Below are 17067 nucleotides of genomic sequence, written 5' to 3' on the forward strand. Positions count from 1 at the left end.
CAGCAAGTCGGGTAAACCCTATGGATGCATGGATGACCCTAGGCTTCCGGATGCAGGTCGACCTTGAACAAATCCTTGCCGTCGACATTGTGCAGCGACACCGTCATGACCTTGCTCCTGGCGTCGACCTTCCCCACACCGAAGAATTGCAGCAGCTCGCTGGGCGGGCGGTTCTGCTTCATGTCGGCGGGGATGCTGACGTAGCGCACGTCCGGGCCGAAGGTGCGGTCGATTTCTCCCGGACCGAAAGTGCCGGCATGCAGGGGGCCGCCGACGAATTCCCAGAACGGCTTGAAGTCGGTGAACTGGGCTTTCTCCGGAGAGTAATAGGTGGCGGAGGCGTAATGGACGTCTGCAGTGACCCACACGACGTTCTTGATATCGTGCTGCTTGATGAATTTCAGCAGGCTGGCTACTTCCAGCTCGCGCCCGCGGGGCTTGCCGTTGTCGCCGTTGGCCCATGCTTCAAACGTCCCTTGCGGCACGTCCGGGTTGAGGTCGGGCACCACGATCGAGATCGGCATGTCGCTGGCGATGATTTTCCAGGCCGAGCGCGAGCGCAGCAGCGCCTGCTTGATCCAGCGCAGCTGGGCCGCGCCGAGAAAGGCGGCATCCTGCGTCAGCGCGCTCTGGCGATTTGGCGAGTTGGGGCCGCGGTAGCTGCGCTCGTCGAGCATGAACACTTCCAGCAGCGGGCCGTAGTTGAACATGCGGTAGACCCGTTCCGGATCGCTGGGATCGATGCGGAACGGATTGTATTCGAACATCGCGCGCTTGGCGTTGGCCGCCAGCGTCGACAGGTCGCGCTGTTGATAGCGCTTTTCGGCGGCGCCGATGGTCTGGCCGGGATACCAGTTGTTGCGCACTTCGTGGTCGTCCCATTGCACCAGGAACGGCACCTCCGCGGCAAAGCGGCGCTTGTTGACGTCCAGCAGGTTGTAGGCGAAGTTGCCGCGATAGTCGTCCAGCGTTTCCGCCACCTTGGACTTGGCCGGCGTCACCAGGTTTTGCCACAGCGTGCCGTCGTCGAGCCGGACTTCCTTTTCGATGACGCCGTCGGCGTAGATCTGGTCGCCCGAGTGGATAAAGAAATCCGGCTTGAAACGGCGCATGGTTTCATAGATCCGGTAGCCGCCCCAGGCTTCGTTGATGCCCCAGCCCTGGCCGGCTTCATCGCCGGAAAAAGCGAAAGTGATGTCGCGCCCCGCGCCGCCGGGAATCAGCAGGCTGCCGCTTTGCGGCGCGCTGTAGATGGCAGGATTCTGGATATCCTGGAAACGCACGCGGTAGAAAATGGATTGCCCGGTGGGCAGGCCGCTGAGATCGACCCGCGCCGAGAAGTCGCTGCTGGAAAGGGCTATCGGCCCGATAACTGTCTGCGCGTTCTGGAAGTTTTCGTTGGCGGCATATTCCACCACCATGCGCGAAGGCCGGTCGGCGCGGCTCCAGATAATCGCCTTGTCGCGGCTGATGTCGCCGCTCATCACGCCGCTCGGCATTTGCGGCCGCAAGCGCTCGGCCGTGACCAGGGCCGGCGCCGTGTTTTGCCCGGCGCTCTGCGCGATCACGCTGTGCAGCGGCGCGCCGCTCAGCAGAACACCGGCGCCGGCGCTGACCTTGCGTAGAAAAGTACGGCGTTTGTAGGGTGTGGCGTCGTTCGGCATGGCGTGCTCGGCGGGAGGGGCGGAGCAACGATTTTATCTTGCTTGTGTTACAGGCAGATGAACTGAGATGGACCTTCACGAGGCAAAAAAAAGCCGGCCAGCGCAATGCTGTCCGGCTCTGCTGCCAATGCTGGAATTAATTGTTCTTGACTGCTTCGACCTGGATAGCCAGTTTCACTTCCGGCGCGAATTTCGGCACGCCATAGCTGATGCCGAAGTCGCTGCGGTTGAATTCCGCGGTGGCGTCGGCGCCGCACACTTCGCGTTTCAGCATCGGATGCATGATGCACTTGAACGAATTGATGGTCAGCTTGACCGGCTTGGTGACGCCATGCAGGGTCAGCTCGCCGTCGATGGCCACCGGCTTGTCGCCGTCGAACTGGATCGAAGTACTTTTGTAGGTCACGTCAGGAAATTTCTTGACGTCGAACATGTCTGGGCCGGACGCATGCTCGTTCATCTTGGCGTGGCCGAAATCGATGGTGCTCGGGTCGATATGGATATCGATCGAACCGGTCTTGGCTGCGCGGTCCAGCGTGACGCTGCCGCTGGTTTTTTCAAACTTGCCGCGCCAGAACGAGATGCCCATGTGGTCTGCGGTGAAGCTCGGATAGGTGTGGTTGGGATCGATGGTGTATGTGTCCGCGGTAGCGAATGCGCTGGCGGCGCTGGCGGCGAGCAGGGAGGCGATGATGAGCTTGAGTTTCATTTCGGATGATCCTTTCAGTGGGATGATGTTTTGATAGACTGATTAATTCGCTACAAGATGAAACTTGATGGTGATTTCGTCCGCCACCATGCTGGTGTCTTTCCATTCGCCCTCACCGATATTGTAGGTGAGCCGCTTGATCGGCAAGGAGCCGTCGAATACCTGGGCGCCGCCTTCTTTCTTGACGCTCAGGGGGAAGCTGACATCGGTGGTCTTGCCCTTGATGGTCAGCTTGCCGCTGACGTCGTACTTGCTGCCTGCCGGCGCGCCGGCGCTGGCCTTGATCGAACTGGCGACAAAGCTGGCTTTGGCGAATTGCGCCGCATTGAACCATTCTTTTTTCAGCACTTCCTTGTTGTATTCAGGATCGCCCAGGTCGAAGCTGGCGATGTCGATGTCGACGCTGGCTTTTGTGGAAGCGGGCTGGGCGCTGTCGAAATCGATGGCCGGAGTGAATTTCTTGAACTTGGCTTCGACCGGCACGTTCATCTGCTTGAACACGATGGTCACGTTGCTTTTCGCCAGGTCGGCTTTCAGCGGCGCGGCCATGGACGACCAGCTGGCGCCGAGGGCCAGCAGGCCGGCGGCGGTTGCGAGGGTGAGCTTTTGCAAGGTCATGGAGATTCCTTTTGATTGATTGTTTGATTGAGGGACTAAGGCAGCATGCGTTTCAGCACGCCGTCGCGATCGATGAAGTGATGTTTGAGCGCCGCCAGCACGTGCAGCGAAACAGCGCCCAGCATGATCATGTTGAGGGTGTAGTGGACCAGTTTCAGGACGGGCTTGAGATCCGGGTTGGAGGCGATCAGCACCGGCATCGGCCAGATGCCCAGGTAAGTCACCGGCACGCCGGCCGCCAGGCTGTAGAAATAGCCGGACAGCGGCACCGCGAATATCAGCACATACAAGAGCACATGCAGGCCATGCGCGGCCATTTGCTGCCAGGGCTGCATGCTGGCCGGATACGGCGGCGCGCCCTTTGCCTTGCGCCATAGCAGGCGCAGGCAGGCCAGGCCGAACACTGTCACGCCCAGCCATTTATGCCATGAAAAGTATTTCAGCTTGGTGGGCGTGAGGCCGGGAATATCGACCATGGTCAGGCCAAGTGCAAAAGCTGCAACGATGAGAATAGCGACCAGCCAGTGCAGCACGATGGCTGGGATTGAGTAACGTTGCATAAAGTATCTGGACGTAAATGTAACAGCGAAAATAGGATCGGAAGCGCCGATTGCCGCTGCATGCCGGAAGGCGCATGCATCCGGGTATGACCTGCAAAACGGCAACGAGTTTCCGTCAGCGCATTCAGCGAGTCGCTATAGTATCGGAAATTTCTGAACCATGTTTTTCCGCGCCGCCCCGCGCCGTTGTTACGGCTTGCGCTGATAGCTGCCCTCGATGGCAGGGGCGCCGTCCATGTCGTCACCCTGGCCATACAGAGAGATCGTCACCTTGCCGGGTGTTGCCGAAGGCCTGATGCGCAGCTGTTCGACCTGTACTTTGTCGATGATGCAAGGGCTGTCTTTGCTGACCTGCAGCCGCACCAGCTGCGGGCTGCTTTCCAATACCTGCGTCCTGGCCTGGTTGCAGGTGATGGCGTTCACTGCATGCGCGGAGATCGCCACCGCGTCGCCCGAATAGATTTCGGCGTAAGGCGATGGCGTGGCGCTGGTCGGCAGCCATGCGCCGGTTGCCCAGCGCGGCACTTGCGGCGGCGGTGGCGGTGGGACCGGAACCGGCGGCACCGCCGGCACCGGGGATTCGGCCACGACAACCGCCGGCGCCATGGCCGTTTCCTGCGGCAATGCGGATGGCGCAGGATCTGCTGCCGGCGCCGCGCCGAGGTCCGGCGGTATGGCTGGAATCGGCAAAATCGGCAGCATCGGCGGTCTTGGCGCATTCGGTTCCGGCGCGGTCATTGCCGTCATTGCTGCCGCGGCTTCCGGCGCCGGATCCGTGATTGCCGGCGGCGGCGCGTCAGGCTCCGGCGCCGCCATTGCCGTCATTGCCGCCGCGGCTTCCGGCGCTGAATCCGTGACCGTTGGAGGCACTACCTGCTGGGCTTGCGCCTCGACCGGCGGCATGGCGAACAAAGGTTCTGGATTGGTTGCCGGCGCTATTGCCGTTACGGCAGGCCGGGTGGCTGGCGGGCTGTCGCCGCCATTCACGCCCAGCAGGTTTGGCAGGAGCGCGATGGCGGCCTGCCTTGAGATGGAAACACGCATCTGCGGCGCGTCGATAGTGCTTTGGACGCGCGACGTGCTGACCGCCTTGCCGTCGATCAGCACGGTCAGGTCCTGCTCCAGCGCTGCGCTGGTGACCGCCTGCATGCGCTGCTGCGCATCCTGGCTGAGCGTCACTTCCAGTTCGATGGAATCCGGGCTGCCGTTATAGGTATCCTTGATGTTCAGGCTGATTTCGGTGAAATCGCTTTGCGAGGAAAAGGCGATTTCGGCGGCATTGGCTGCTGTCGTCGCGCCGGCCGCAAATGCCGCGCACAGCGCAGCTGTCATTATTTTCCAGCGTGCACGCATGATTATTCTCCCTGGATGATATCGGTAGCTTGCTTGGTTGGCTGTTGCGCCGTCAACGCCAGGTGCACTGCCTCGGCGACGCTCAGCGCACTGAGAGAGGCGGCCGGGAAGGCAGGCGCGACAGCGTTTTTCATGATGTCGTAAACCGGATCCTTGAGGCGCGCGAGCAGCAGCCGCAAGCCGCTGGCGCTGACGAAGCTGAAAAAATCGTGCAGGCCTTCCAGGCTGGAACTGTCCAGGTCGGGCGACTCTTCCAGGCTGAGGATCACGGTGTGCAGTTCCGGCGCGGCGGCGATGGAACGGCGCGCCTGGCTCAGGATGCGTTCGGCGTTGGCGAAGAACAGCGGCTCGTTCGGCCGCAAAATGATGATGCCGGCTACCGGCTGGGCGGCGGGATGGGTGCGCATGTTGACGAAATCATGCGTATCGCCGAGCTGTCCGAGGATAGAAATGGTGGATTGCGAAAACTGCCGCAGCATCATGAAAATACTGATCACGATCGATGCCAGCAGGCCGTCCAGCACGCCCAGCAACAGCACGGCGATGACCGAGGCGATCACTACCAGGCGGTCGCGGCGCCACTGGAAGTAAGGACGGAACACCATCGGATTGAGGGTATGGCTGACGGCGTGGATCACAATTGCCGCCAGCACCGGCTCCGGTGTCAGGGCTATCCCCGGCAGCAAGGTCAGGACAATTGCCAGTATCACGAGCATTGCCACCCAGCCGGACAGGCGCGAAGTGGCGCCGGCCGCTTCATTGGCAGAGGTGGCGGAATAACCGGCGCCGACCGGCATGCCGTGGAACAGGCCGGAAAGCAGGTTGGAGGCGCCCAGCGCCAGCAGGTCGCGGTTGGGCGCCGTGGTGTCGCCGTGCTTGATGGCAAAGCTGCGGATCGCGCCATACGATTCGGCATACAGGATCATGCCCATGGCAAAGCCCAGTTCGCCGAGGCGCAGCCAGTCGGCGCGCGACAGCATGGGCAAGGTCGGCACCGCCAGCTGCAGATGGATGCTGCCGACCAGGCCGACGCCATATTGCTGCAGATTGAGCCACTGGCCGGCAGCGACGCCGATGACGATCACCAGCAGCGCGCCCGGCACCCGCCGCAGCCGCGCAAACAGGAACAGCAGAGCCAGCGCCGCCGCCATGACAGCGACGCTGATCCAGTTCCAGCGGCCGGCCTGCGCCAGCATTTCCGGAATGAAGCGGGTCATGTCGCTATGTTCGGGATGGACGCCGACCACGCCGGCGAACTGCTTGAGAATGATGACGATGGCCAGGCCGAAAGCAAAGCCGCGCAGCACCGGCTTGGCGATGAAGTCGGTGACGCTGCCCATGCGCGCCAGTCCCGCCAGCAGGAAAAACAGGCCGGTGATCATCACCAGGCCGATCGCCAGCGTCATGCGCAAGCCGATGTCGCCGTTGGCCATGGAGGCGGTGGCTGCCGCCAGCACTGCCGCGGAGGACGAAGTGGCGGAGACGATCGCAAAGCGGCTGCTGCCGAACAGGCCGTAGCACAGCAGGCCGGCGAACAGCGCGATGACGCCGGTTTGCGGCGGCAGGTTAGCGATGCTGGAGTAGGCGACGGCTTCCGGCAGCAGCAGCCCGGCGATCGAGAGGCCGGCGACCAGGTCCGCCGTGACCACGCGCTTCGGCGGCGGATTCAGGTCGGCATGTTGTGATTGTGCAGCGCTCATGCGCCTCCCTGACGATGAATGTTTATATTCTGATTTTATGCTGTTTTCGCAACAATGCGAAGCTGCAACTAGTCGCAACTAGCTGCGATTGGCCGCAACCAAGCAGTTTCCCCTCGCGCGCGATGATGGGTAATCGTCAAACGTTGTTGAGTTTAAGTCAAATATCATTTGTTGATACACCCATTTTTCTCAACAAACTATGCGCGCATAGTGTCGATATTGATCGCCGTTCAGGCATCGCCAGACATAACCCGGATCAGGAGAAAACATGCAGGTATTTATCACTGGAGCAAGCGGATTCATTGGCGGCTCCGTCGCCGCCCGTTTCATGCGGGAGGGATACAAGGTGCGCGGGCTGGCGCGGACGCAGGAACAGGCTGAGCGGCTGGCCGCGCTGGGCATCGAGCCGGTGCTGGGGACGCTGGCCGACGGCGATATCCTGAGCCGCGAGGCCAAGCGTGCCGATGCCGTCGTCAATGCCGCCAGTTCGGACAATCTGTTTGCGGTGCAAACCCTGCTGGATGCGCTGGCCGGCTCCGGCAAGGTGCTCATCCACACCAGCGGCTCCAGCGTGATCGGCGACGATGCCCGCGGCGACTGGCTGTCGGAGCAGGTGTTCGACGAAGACACGCCGTTCACGCCGGCGCCGGAGAAGGCCGCGCGCGCCGCCCTGGACAAGCTGATCCGCGACGCCGCGCAACGCGATGTGCGTTCGGTCATCCTGTGCAACACCATGATCTACGGCAGCGGTCTCGGCCTGAAGCGCGACAGCGTGCAGATTCCGCCGCTGGTGGCGCAGGCGCGCAGCAGCGGCATCGCGCGCTATGTCGGCAAGGGCGTCAACGTCTGGTCCAATGTGCATATCGAAGACGTGGCGGAATTGTATTTGCTGGCCTTGAAACAGGCGCCGGCCGGTTCCTTCTATTTTGTCGAAAACGGCCAGGCTTCATATGCCGAGATCGTCAGCGCGATTGCCGCGCGGCTGGGGCTGGGGCCGGCGCAATCGTGGCCGGTGCAGGACGCCATCGATGCCTGGGGATTCGGCCACGCGGTGTATTCCTTCGGCTCGAACAGCCGGGTGTCGGCGGCCAAGGCGCGCAGGGAGCTGGGATGGCAGCCGCGGCACACATCGGTGCTGGACTGGATCGGGAACGATATGAAGTTAGATTGAAAGTAGGGTGGGCACATCGTGCCCACGCGTAAATTTGCGGGCCGACGTGGGCACGATGTGCCCACCCTGCAGTTTATTTCGCAGCCGCTACCGGACGCTGCCCCGGCTTGACGATGACGGTGCAAGTCATGCCGGCCGCCAGCGTGATGCCTTCCGGCACCTTGTCGATATGGATGCGCACCGGCACCCGCTGCGCCAGCCGCACCCAGTTGAAGCTGGGATTCACGTTGGCCAGTCCGTAAGTGCCGAGCGCATTGTCGCGGTCGGTGATGCCGCGCGAGATGCTGTCGACATGGCCGTTGATGATCTGTTCGCTGCCGAGCAGGCGCATGTCGACCGCGTCGCCGACCTTCATCAAGGGCAGCTTGTTCTCTTCAAAATAGCCGTAGACCCAGAACGAATTGGCGTCGATCACCGCCAGCTTGGGCGATCCGGCCTGGGCGAAATCGCCGGCATGCACGTTCAGGTTGGTGATCCAGCCGTCTACCGTGGCGCGTACTTCGGTGCGTTCCAGGTTCAGCCTGGCGCTGTCGCGCGCGGCCAGCGCAGCCTGATACAAGGCTTGGGCGGCGGAAGCGTCGGCGCTGGAATTTTCCCGGTTTTCATTGGAGATGACATCGCCATCGAGCTTGGCGCGGCGCGCGGCGTCGCGCTGCTTGGTGGTGAGGCCGACGCGGCGTTCGGTCACCTGCGCTTCCGCCTGCGCCAGCGCCAGCACATAGCGCGCCGGATCGATTTTCATCAGCAGGTCGCCCTTGTGCACATAGCCGTTGTCGGCCACCGGCACCGCCACCACGATGCCGGAGACGTCGGCGGCGACGCTGATGACGTCGGCGCGCACCCGGCCGTCGCGGGTCCAGGGCGTATTCATGTAGCGGTCCCACAGCGCGCGCGCCAGCAAGACGGCAATCAGGACCACAAGCAGGGTGATGATGACCTGCAGCAGGGTTTTCAGGATGGTGGATGATTTCATGGCGACCTTAGAACAAATTTTTTACAGCGAATTAAATAGCGTATTACACAACGTGCAGCAACAGTCCGGCGCCGCCGAAAATGCAAAAGAACAGGGCGATGCGGAACAGGCTGGGATGCCAGACATAGCGGTACAGCCCGAGGCGGGTAAACAGCCAGTCGACCGCCATCTGCAGAAACAAACAGGCGATGAAGACCAGCAGCAAGGTCGGGATGAGTGCATCGAAGAGGGCGATTTCGCGTGGCATGGTCAATTCCCGGTAGTGGCGTCGGTGGCTGGGTTGAAGGGCGATAGCGGCGCTGTGGTTTCGGCCGGCGTCAGCACGGTGACGCGTTCCAGCATGGCGCCGCGCATCAGGTGCAGGTTGGCCAGCACCGCCGGCATCTCGGCGCAGGCGGCAATCGCCGCCAGCACGGCATCCAGCGCTGCCCGCAGGCGGCTTTGGCTGGGGCGCGCAAACAGATAGGCGATGCCGCGTATGCTTGCCTCGATCTTGCCGTGGACTTCCGGATTGCCGATGCTCAGGGTTTCCTGGCGCAGCTGCATCACGGCGCGGCCGATTTCCAGCACCGACAGCAGCCAGGTCATGACGGCGCGGTCATCTTCGTTATCCAGCGAATGGGTGATGGCGAAGCGCGCCAGCAGGTCGCGCGTGCCGCTTTCAAAGCGGCCGGCCAGGCCCGGCAGCGGCCGGTTGCAGGCTTCCACCACCTGGTTGCGCAGGGCGCGCGCCAGGCGCCGTTTGATCCAGCGGCTGTCGGACGGATCGATGATCTGGTACATGACCGAGGCGATGGCGACGCCGAGCAGGCCGCCGGCCATGCCGTTGAGCAGTTCCAGCATGTCGAACTGATAGTTGCTGCCGATGCTGGCGTAGGAAAGGAAAAACAGCAGGATGCCGGTGCCGATGCCGGAGTATTTCCTGGTGGTGGTGAGCCAGGCGCCGATCAGGATGAAGGGCGCCAGCGCAATGCACAGCATGGTGAAGTTTTCGGCCTGCGCTTGCAGGTAGTAGGCCGACAAGAAGCCGAAGAAGCCGCCCAGCGCGCCACCGATCATGAACTGGCGCACCACCTTGATGGGGGAGGGAGCCGCCGCAAACAGGGCGCTGACCACGGTCGCCATCACCACCGCATCGGTGCCGGAAACCCAGCCGGTCTGTATCCAGAACCAGGCGGAAAGGATGAAGCCGATTGCCGCCCGCAGCGCTGAGGTGACGATCAGGGTCGGATCGGTGCGCGCGACATAGTGCGCGGGCAGCTGGACGTCGTCCGCCATATGCATCTCGGCCTGGATCACAATCGCATGGATCCTGGCGTAGACCAGCAATTCGTCGGCGAACCTGGCCAGCAGTTCGGTGGCGGAATCGAAATCGAGCAGGTGACTGCCGTCGCCGCTGCTGGCGGCCAGGCCGCGGCGCAGGGCGGCCAGGCGCCCGGGAATGCCGTTGCGGACCTGTTTCAGCTGCATGCGGTCCTGGCTGGAGAGGGCGCGCACAATCGCCCGGTATTCCATCATCAAGGCCTCCAGCGTGCTGCGCTTGCCGGCTGCCTGCAAACGGCCGAACAGCTGGTCGAGCGAGTGGAAGGTGGTGGAGGCGGTCATGAAGGCGGTGTTCAGCTGGCGCAGCTGCAGGCTTTGCAGGTGGCCGCTGGCGCTTTCGAATACCGAGGAAGTGCGCAGCGCTTCCAGCGAAATCACTTCGCCGATAAAGCGCAGCACCATGCGTTCGCGCGCCGGCCGCGACACCGCGGCGCTGTCGTCCAGCGCGATGAATTTCTTGAAGTCGGCGAAGCGCTTGCGTACCGTCAGCAGCAAGACGTCGGACAAATGCTTGGGAAACAGCACGTCGCTGACCACGCCGGCGCACAACAGGCCCAGCATCACTTCGCTCAGGCGCGTCATGGCGATGTCGAAAGCCTGGGTCGGCTGCAGTGCGGCCGGCAAGCCGACGATAACCAGGGTATAGCCGGCCAGCACGAAGGCGTACGACTGGAAGTTGCGGAAGATGGTCGAGCCGGCGGTGCAGAACGCCAGCCAGCAGGCGCCGGCCGCCAGGAACAGCACCGGCTGCTGGGTAAACGCGGCGGCCAGGATGATCGATATGATGACGCCGACCGCAGTGCCGATGAAGCGGTAGAAACCCTTCGCCAGCACCAGGCCGCTGCGCGGCTGCAGCACGATGACGACGGTGACCATGGCGGTGCCGGGCTTGGAGAGGTCGAACAATAGCGACAGCCCCAGCGCCATCAGGGTCGCCAGCAGGATCTTGCTGACATGCAGCAGGTCCTGGCCGTGGTTTTCCACCCAGATGACGCCGGCCTGCGCCAGGTGATGCAGCCAGGACTGGCGGCGGCTTGCGGTCTCGCTCATGATGGCCGCCGCTTATTTGCCGGCGGCGATGGCGCCGTCTGTCGCAGCCGGCTGCGGCAGGTCGTCGCCGAGGCCGCCGCCCAGCGCCTGCATCAGCTGCGCCCAGCTATCCAGGTAGCCGGCGCGGATCTGGACTACGCGCAATTGCTGCTGCAGCAGCACCAGCTGGCTTTGGATGACGTTGATGTTGGCGGTCAGGCCGGCCTGGTAGCCGCGCCTGGCCAGGTCATAGGATTTCTTCGACAGCGCCAGCGCTTGTTCCGACTGGCCGCGCTGCTGCTGTTCCGATTTCAGCTTGATGATCTGGTCGGCCACGCTTTGCAGGGCCTGCACCAGCGTGTTGTTGTAACTCTCGATAGCGCCGTCGAGAGCAGCGGTCTGGGCGCCCAGATTGGCGCGCAGGCGGCCGCCTTCAAAAATCGGCAGCGAAATGGCCGGGCCGGCGCCGCGCACGCCGGAAGAGGCGCTCAGGAAATTGCTGAAGCCGAGCGCCTGCAGGCCGATGAAGGCAGAGATATTGATATCCGGATAAAAGGCGGCCTTGGCGACATCGATATTCTTGTTCATGGCCTCGACCCGCCAGCGTTGCGCGATCACATCCGGACGGCGGCCGACCAGGTGTGCCGGGACGTTGTCGGGCAGGGCGACCGGCAGTTGCGCGCTGTTGTCGCTGCCGTCGGCAGGGGCAGTCAGCGCAGCGGCCAGAAGCGGCCGCCGGATGGCCTCGCCGCTGCCGGGACCTTTGCCGCTCAGAGCCGCAATCTGATTACGCAGCAGGGCGATGTTCTCATCGATTTTCTCGATGCTGGAACGGGCATCGGGCAAGGCGGTTTCAGCCTGGGCGACTTCCAGCCGCGTGCCGAGGCCTGCGTTCAGCTTGCGCTGGGCGATGCTGGCGATCGAGGTCTGCTGCGCCAGCGTCGCGCTGGCGATGTCGCGCAGCGCGAACTGGGTCGCCAGCTGCAGGTAGCCGCGCACTATCGCCGTTTCCAGATTCAATTGGGCGCTGCGGGCCTCGGCGGCGCTGACGTGGACCGTATCCAGCGCCGATTCCAGCGCGCTGCGGTCCTTGTCCCAGAGGTCGAGGTCGTAGCTGGCCTTGACGGTGATTTCATTGTCCCAGTTCCAGCTGCCGCCCAGCGGCGGCGGGAAAATATATTCCTCGGAATACAGGCCGCGCGTGCTGCTGGCCTCGGCGCCGACTTTCGGCAGTGTCGCCGCGCGCGCCACGCCGGCCAGCGAAGAAGCCTGGCGGATGCGGGCCTGGGCGATTTTCAGGCTGGGGCTGTCGGCGACGGCCTGCTGTACCAATGCATTGAGCTGCGGATCGCGGTAACTTTCCCACCAGGCGCTGGTCGGCCACGCTGCGTTGCCGGCGCTGCTCAGTGCAGAGCCTGCGGCCAGCGTGCTGCCGTCCGCCAGCTTGGATTGCGGATTGATGCCCGAGAAATCAGCGCAGCCGCTTAACAGGATGGCCAGCGCACAGGCCGCCAGCAGGCTGGCGGAAAGGTGAGGCTTGGAAGGGGTAGTTGACCGCATGGTGACCCGAAATAGTGGAGCGAAAAGGAGGTCTGAGTAGTGAACTTTTGAAGCGATCCTTTGACGCGGTCTGTCGATGCAGCGCTGACCACGCTATGGCATGGTGTACGGGACCATGACCGGATAATAGCAAAACGCCAGCATGGCTGGCGTTTTGCTTAACTCTCTAAACCTGAGGAGTTACTGTCGCATCAGTGACTGATTGCTAGTTGCTGTTACGACTTAGTTGCCGCTGTAAACCGATGGCTCGGTCTTGTCGATCTGGCTCACGACTTCAGCGCGGGTGACCGTCTTGCCGGCGGCAGCAACCGTCGGATACTGGTTGCGCGCCTGGTTCAGCGTACCGTCTTTTTGCGCTTGCGCGACTTCCGCCTGGACGTCGGCACGCGATTTGGTGGAGACGAACGGTGTTTCAGGTGGATATGGGGTAACTGCAAAAGCGCTGCCGGCAGCGGCTAAAACGGCGAGACCAGCGATAAGTTGTTTGGCATTCATGTTTTTCTCCAATGATTGATAGATGGCACCGGGCTCGGCGGCGCAGGCATGGTGCTATGTTGCCCGTCGGGTCCTGCCTCGGTGAGCGGCGCACTTGCATTGCTGATTCAGTGTTGCTTGTGTGTTGCGCCCATCGATGAAGCTCAGTGTAGAGACTTCACTATCAACAATAAATAACCTTATTGGAAATTTACTATTCCATAATTGGCAATAATATTTGGGAACTTATTGTTGCAATTACACGACAAAATGTGTTTGGGCAAAAATTTCGGATTTATTTGGATGAATGATCCGGCCAGGACGGCGCGGAATGCGGGGACGCCCGGTTTTACGCCTGCGAGACGTAAAACCGAGACGGGCCTCGGACTACATGCCTGAGGATTCGATGATGCCGCCGCCGAGGCAGACGTCGCCGTCGTACAGCACGGCAGACTGGCCCGGCGTCACGGCCCATTGCGGATCGCTGAAGCGCAGCGCGAAATTCTCGCCAGCCTCGACCTGCACGCTGTCGAATGCACAAGCCATGTCGGCTTGCCGGTAACGCGTCTTGGCTGACAAATGCATATTTTGCGGCGCTTCGCCGGCGACCCAGCTGAGCTGGCCAGCCTGCAGCGTCGACGACAGCAGCCACGGATGATCGTGGCCCTGCACGATGTACAAGGTGTTGTTTGCCACATCCTTGCGCGCCACATACCAGGGATCGCTGTCGCCGCCGGCGTTCTTGTGCGTTTTCATGCCGCCCAGGCCGATGCCCTTGCGCTGCCCCAGCGTGTAAAAACTCAGGCCGACGTGCTCGCCCACCACATCGCCGTCCGGCGTTTTCATCGGTCCCGGCTGGTAAGACAGGTAGCGGTTCAGGAATTCGCGGAACGGCCGCTCGCCGATGAAGCAGATGCCGGTGGAATCCTTCTTCTTGGCGTTCGGCAGCTGGATCTGTTCGGCGATCTTGCGCACTTCGGTCTTCTGGATTTCACCCAGCGGAAACAAGGTGCGCGACAGCTGCGACTGGTTCAGCCGGTGCAGGAAATAGCTTTGATCCTTGCTGGCGTCGACCGCCTTGAGCAGCTCGAAGCGGCCTGAATCGGCTTGCCGCACGCGGGCGTAGTGGCCGGTGGCGATCAGGTCGGCGCCGAGTTTCATGGCATGGTCGAGGAAAGCCTTGAACTTGATTTCGGCGTTGCAGAGGACGTCCGGATTGGGCGTGCGGCCGGCCTGGTACTCGCGCAGGAATTCGGCGAATACCCGGTCCTTGTACTCGGCGGCAAAATTCACGGCCTCGATATCGACGCCGATGACGTCGGCCACGCTGACCGCGTCTATCCAGTCCTGGCGGGTCGAGCAGTATTCGGAATCGTCGTCGTCTTCCCAGTTCTTCATGAACAGGCCGATCACTTCATAACCCTGCTGCTTCAGCAGCCAGGCCGACACCGAAGAGTCGACGCCGCCGGACATGCCGATCACCACGCGCTTCTTAGGAGAGCTCATGTTCTACTCCATAGGCGCTGGGATGGGTATTGACCATGGACAAGGGCGCACGCTGGCCGCGCAGGTAGTCGTCCACGCATTGCAGCACTTGCGGACTGCGGTGGCGTTCGCTGCAGGCCGCCATTTCGTCGCGCGACAGCCACAAGGTGCGCAGGATGCCGTGATCCAGCGGTTGCTCGTGCTGGGCGCCCAGGTCGCCGCAGAAAGCGAAACGTAAGTAAGTGACCGCTTTGCCGGTGCGCGCCGACACATAACGGGCCATGTACATGCCGACCAGCGCGGTCGGGGTGAATTCGTGCGCTGTTTCTTCCAGCGTTTCGCGCGCGACCGCCTGCAGCAGCGACTCGTTGGGATCGAGATGGCCGGCTGGCTGGTTGATGCGGATGCCGTCACTGGTCGCTTCTTCTATCAGCAAGAAGCGGCCGTCGCGCTCTATGATCGCGGCGACCGTGACGGAGGGTTTCCAAACGTCAGTCATAAATTCCTCGGTTAATCCGATATTTTAACTTGCCTGCCGTTTTTCGATCAGAAGTACCTGCGCAGTGCGAAGAGATGCCCCGATGCGGCGACCGGATCAGATGCTAGCCGGGGGCGCCTAGCCATAATTGCAACAGGGAAGCTAATTTTAGGATAAATAACCTACATCAAGACGCAGGTTGTTTGGCCGCAATTTTTCCGTGTAATATTCCATGCAGATAATTACGGGACAGTGTCCAGGCCACCCGGGTGCGGCGGATTGCGCTGTTTCCGACCTGTTTGTGGGGGATTGCCAGGGTAAATCCTCCATAAATCCACAGAATTCTTAACATAGTGGGAGAAGTACATGAAAATCGGCATCCCCGCCGAGACGCGGCCTGGTGAAACCCGGGTTGCCGCGACTCCGGAGACGGTAAAGAAGCTGGTAGCGGCAAAGCACCAGGTGCTGGTGCAGTCCGGCGCAGGCGTTTCTTCCAGCATTACGGATGAAGCCTATGCCGCCGCCGGCGCTGAAGTGGTGAGCGCCGCTGCCGCCTTCGGCATGGAAACCGTGCTGAAAGTGCGCGCTCCCAGCGCCGAGGAATTGCCCCTGCTGAAAAGCGGCACGGTCGTGGTCGGCATGCTCAATCCTTTTGATGCCGACAATATTGCTGTTATGGCAAGCCATGGCCTGACTGCCTTTTCACTGGAGGCTGCGCCGCGCACTTCGCGGGCGCAGTCGATGGACGTGCTGTCGTCGCAAGCCAACATCGCCGGCTACAAGGCAGTCTTGATGGCGGCCAATACCTATCAGCGCTTCATGCCGATGCTGATGACCGCCGCCGGCACCGTCAAGGCGGCGCGCATGCTGATCATGGGCGCCGGCGTCGCCGGCCTGCAGGCGATCGCCACCGCCAAGCGGCTGGGCGCGGTGATCGAAGCTTCCGATGTGCGGCCTGCAGTGAAAGAGCAAATCGAATCGCTCGGCGCCAAATTCCTCGATGTGCCTTTCATCACCGATGAAGAAAAGGAAATCGCCCAGGGCGTGGGCGGCTATGCACGGCCGATGCCGGCCGACTGGATGCGGCGCCAGGCGGAACTGGTGCACGAGCGCGCCAAGCAGGCCGACATCATCATCACCACCGCGCTGATTCCCGGCCGCAAGGCGCCGGTGTTGATCAGCGAAGAGACGGTCAAGGCCATGAAGCCGGGCTCGGTGATCCTCGACATGGCGGTCGACCAGGGCGGCAACTGCCCCCTGTCGGAAAGCGGCAAGACCGTCATCAAGCACGGCGTGCACATCATCGGCGAAGGCAACCTGGCGGCGCTGGTGGCGGCCGATGCTTCGGCGCTGTATGCGCGCAACCTGCTGGACTTCCTCAAGCTGATCATCAATGCCGAAGGCGGGCTTGTGATTAATCGTGAAGACGATATAGTGGCGGCCACTTTGCTGTGCAGCGCCGGCGAGGTACTGCGCAAATAGGGAAGCAGGGCAGTATCTTGAACGATGACGTTTGAAGGTACTGCCGTTTTTATCAATAGCTGTAAATAAAGCTGTAATGCGCCACCGGCTGCGGCCGGCGGCCTTGTAAACTGGAGAAATAACTATGCAACGCATCATGCTGCGCGCAAAGATTCATCGCGCCACCGTTACCCAAGCCGACCTGCACTATGAAGGTTCGTGCGGGATTGATGAAGACCTGCTGGAAGCAGCCGACATCCGCGAGTTTGAAAAGATCGAGCTGTACAACGTTAACAACGGCCAGCGCTTTTCGACCTACGCCATCCGCGGCAAGCGCGGCAGCGGCGAGATTTCGCTGAACGGCGCCGCCGCCCGCTGCGCCCATCTTGGCGATCTGCTGATCATCTGCACCTACGCCCCACTTTCCGACGAAGAAGCGCGCAGCTACGTGCCGAAAGTGGTGTTTGTCGACGACAACAACAAAATCACCGGCCTCAAGAAAATCTAGA

The 17067-nt window shown here is 61.9% G+C and carries 16 protein-coding genes; 3 read left to right on the forward strand and 13 right to left on the reverse strand.

Annotated features, from left to right (window positions below):
• Positions 1–38: 38 nt before the first annotated feature.
• The 6 genes from AC07V8_RS08480 to AC07V8_RS08505 all read right to left on the reverse strand — a co-directional run bounded on the left by AC07V8_RS08480 (position 39) and on the right by AC07V8_RS08505 (position 6604).
• Positions 39–1664, reverse strand: a complete 1626-nt coding sequence (locus AC07V8_RS08480; protein ID WP_494678229.1) for an alkaline phosphatase D family protein — start codon at positions 1662–1664, stop codon at positions 39–41.
• Positions 1665–1800: 136 nt separating this feature from the next.
• On the reverse strand, positions 1801–2373 hold the full coding sequence (locus AC07V8_RS08485) for a YceI family protein (RefSeq protein ID WP_211443482.1): 573 nt from the start codon (positions 2371–2373) through the stop codon (positions 1801–1803).
• Positions 2374–2415: 42 nt separating this feature from the next.
• A complete protein-coding gene (locus tag AC07V8_RS08490) occupies positions 2416–2991 on the reverse strand; it encodes a YceI family protein (protein WP_494678228.1) in 576 nt (191 codons plus the stop codon).
• 35 nt (positions 2992–3026) lie between these two features.
• A complete protein-coding gene (locus tag AC07V8_RS08495; RefSeq protein ID WP_211472025.1) occupies positions 3027–3551 on the reverse strand; it encodes a cytochrome b in 525 nt (174 codons plus the stop codon).
• Between the two features lie 189 nt (positions 3552–3740).
• Complete coding sequence (locus tag AC07V8_RS08500; RefSeq protein ID WP_494678227.1) at positions 3741–4904, reverse strand: hypothetical protein; 1164 nt, start codon at positions 4902–4904, stop codon at positions 3741–3743.
• A gap of 2 nt (positions 4905–4906) precedes the next feature.
• Positions 4907–6604 carry a SulP family inorganic anion transporter gene (locus AC07V8_RS08505; protein WP_494678226.1) on the reverse strand — a complete coding sequence of 566 codons (1698 nt, stop codon included), beginning with the start codon at positions 6602–6604 and terminating at the stop codon, positions 4907–4909.
• A 268-nt stretch (positions 6605–6872) separates the two neighbouring features.
• Between AC07V8_RS08505 and AC07V8_RS08510 the strand changes: the two genes are divergently transcribed.
• Positions 6873–7775 carry an NAD-dependent epimerase/dehydratase family protein gene (locus tag AC07V8_RS08510; RefSeq protein WP_494678225.1) on the forward strand — a complete coding sequence of 301 codons (903 nt, stop codon included), beginning with the start codon at positions 6873–6875 and terminating at the stop codon, positions 7773–7775.
• A gap of 73 nt (positions 7776–7848) precedes the next feature.
• On the opposite strand, the gene AC07V8_RS08515 is transcribed toward AC07V8_RS08510, so the two are convergent.
• From AC07V8_RS08515 to AC07V8_RS08545, 7 genes are all read right to left on the reverse strand, one after another.
• Positions 7849–8748 (reverse strand): efflux RND transporter periplasmic adaptor subunit, encoded by a 900-nt coding sequence (locus AC07V8_RS08515; protein WP_494678224.1) that lies wholly within the window; start codon positions 8746–8748, stop codon positions 7849–7851.
• Between the two features lie 43 nt (positions 8749–8791).
• Positions 8792–8995: a DUF1656 domain-containing protein gene (locus AC07V8_RS08520; RefSeq protein WP_061943467.1), complete on the reverse strand. Its 204-nt coding sequence runs from the start codon at positions 8993–8995 to the stop codon at positions 8792–8794.
• 2 nt (positions 8996–8997) lie between these two features.
• The gene (locus AC07V8_RS08525; RefSeq protein WP_494678223.1) at positions 8998–11121 is read right to left on the reverse strand and encodes an FUSC family protein; all 2124 of its coding nucleotides are present in this window, start codon (positions 11119–11121) and stop codon (positions 8998–9000) included.
• A 12-nt stretch (positions 11122–11133) separates the two neighbouring features.
• Positions 11134–12660 (reverse strand): efflux transporter outer membrane subunit, encoded by a 1527-nt coding sequence (locus AC07V8_RS08530; RefSeq protein WP_494678222.1) that lies wholly within the window; start codon positions 12658–12660, stop codon positions 11134–11136.
• A gap of 222 nt (positions 12661–12882) precedes the next feature.
• Positions 12883–13155, reverse strand: coding sequence for a DUF4148 domain-containing protein (locus AC07V8_RS08535; protein ID WP_211443473.1), 273 nt, complete (start codon positions 13153–13155; stop codon positions 12883–12885).
• A 366-nt stretch (positions 13156–13521) separates the two neighbouring features.
• Positions 13522–14640 carry a tRNA 2-thiouridine(34) synthase MnmA gene (mnmA, locus tag AC07V8_RS08540; protein ID WP_494678221.1) on the reverse strand — a complete coding sequence of 373 codons (1119 nt, stop codon included), beginning with the start codon at positions 14638–14640 and terminating at the stop codon, positions 13522–13524.
• Positions 14627–15118, reverse strand: coding sequence for an NUDIX hydrolase (locus AC07V8_RS08545; RefSeq protein ID WP_494678220.1), 492 nt, complete (start codon positions 15116–15118; stop codon positions 14627–14629). Before AC07V8_RS08545 ends, mnmA begins: the two co-directional genes overlap by 14 nt.
• A gap of 345 nt (positions 15119–15463) precedes the next feature.
• On the opposite strand from AC07V8_RS08545, the gene AC07V8_RS08550 reads away from it, so the two are divergent.
• Both AC07V8_RS08550 and panD read left to right on the forward strand, forming a co-directional pair.
• Positions 15464–16579: a Re/Si-specific NAD(P)(+) transhydrogenase subunit alpha gene (locus AC07V8_RS08550; RefSeq protein ID WP_494678219.1), complete on the forward strand. Its 1116-nt coding sequence runs from the start codon at positions 15464–15466 to the stop codon at positions 16577–16579.
• 124 nt (positions 16580–16703) lie between these two features.
• A complete protein-coding gene (panD, locus tag AC07V8_RS08555; protein WP_061534353.1) occupies positions 16704–17066 on the forward strand; it encodes an aspartate 1-decarboxylase in 363 nt (120 codons plus the stop codon).
• The last annotated feature ends 1 nt before the right edge of the window (position 17067 follow it).

The organism is Collimonas sp. GW821-FHT02H07, assembly GCF_059421505.1.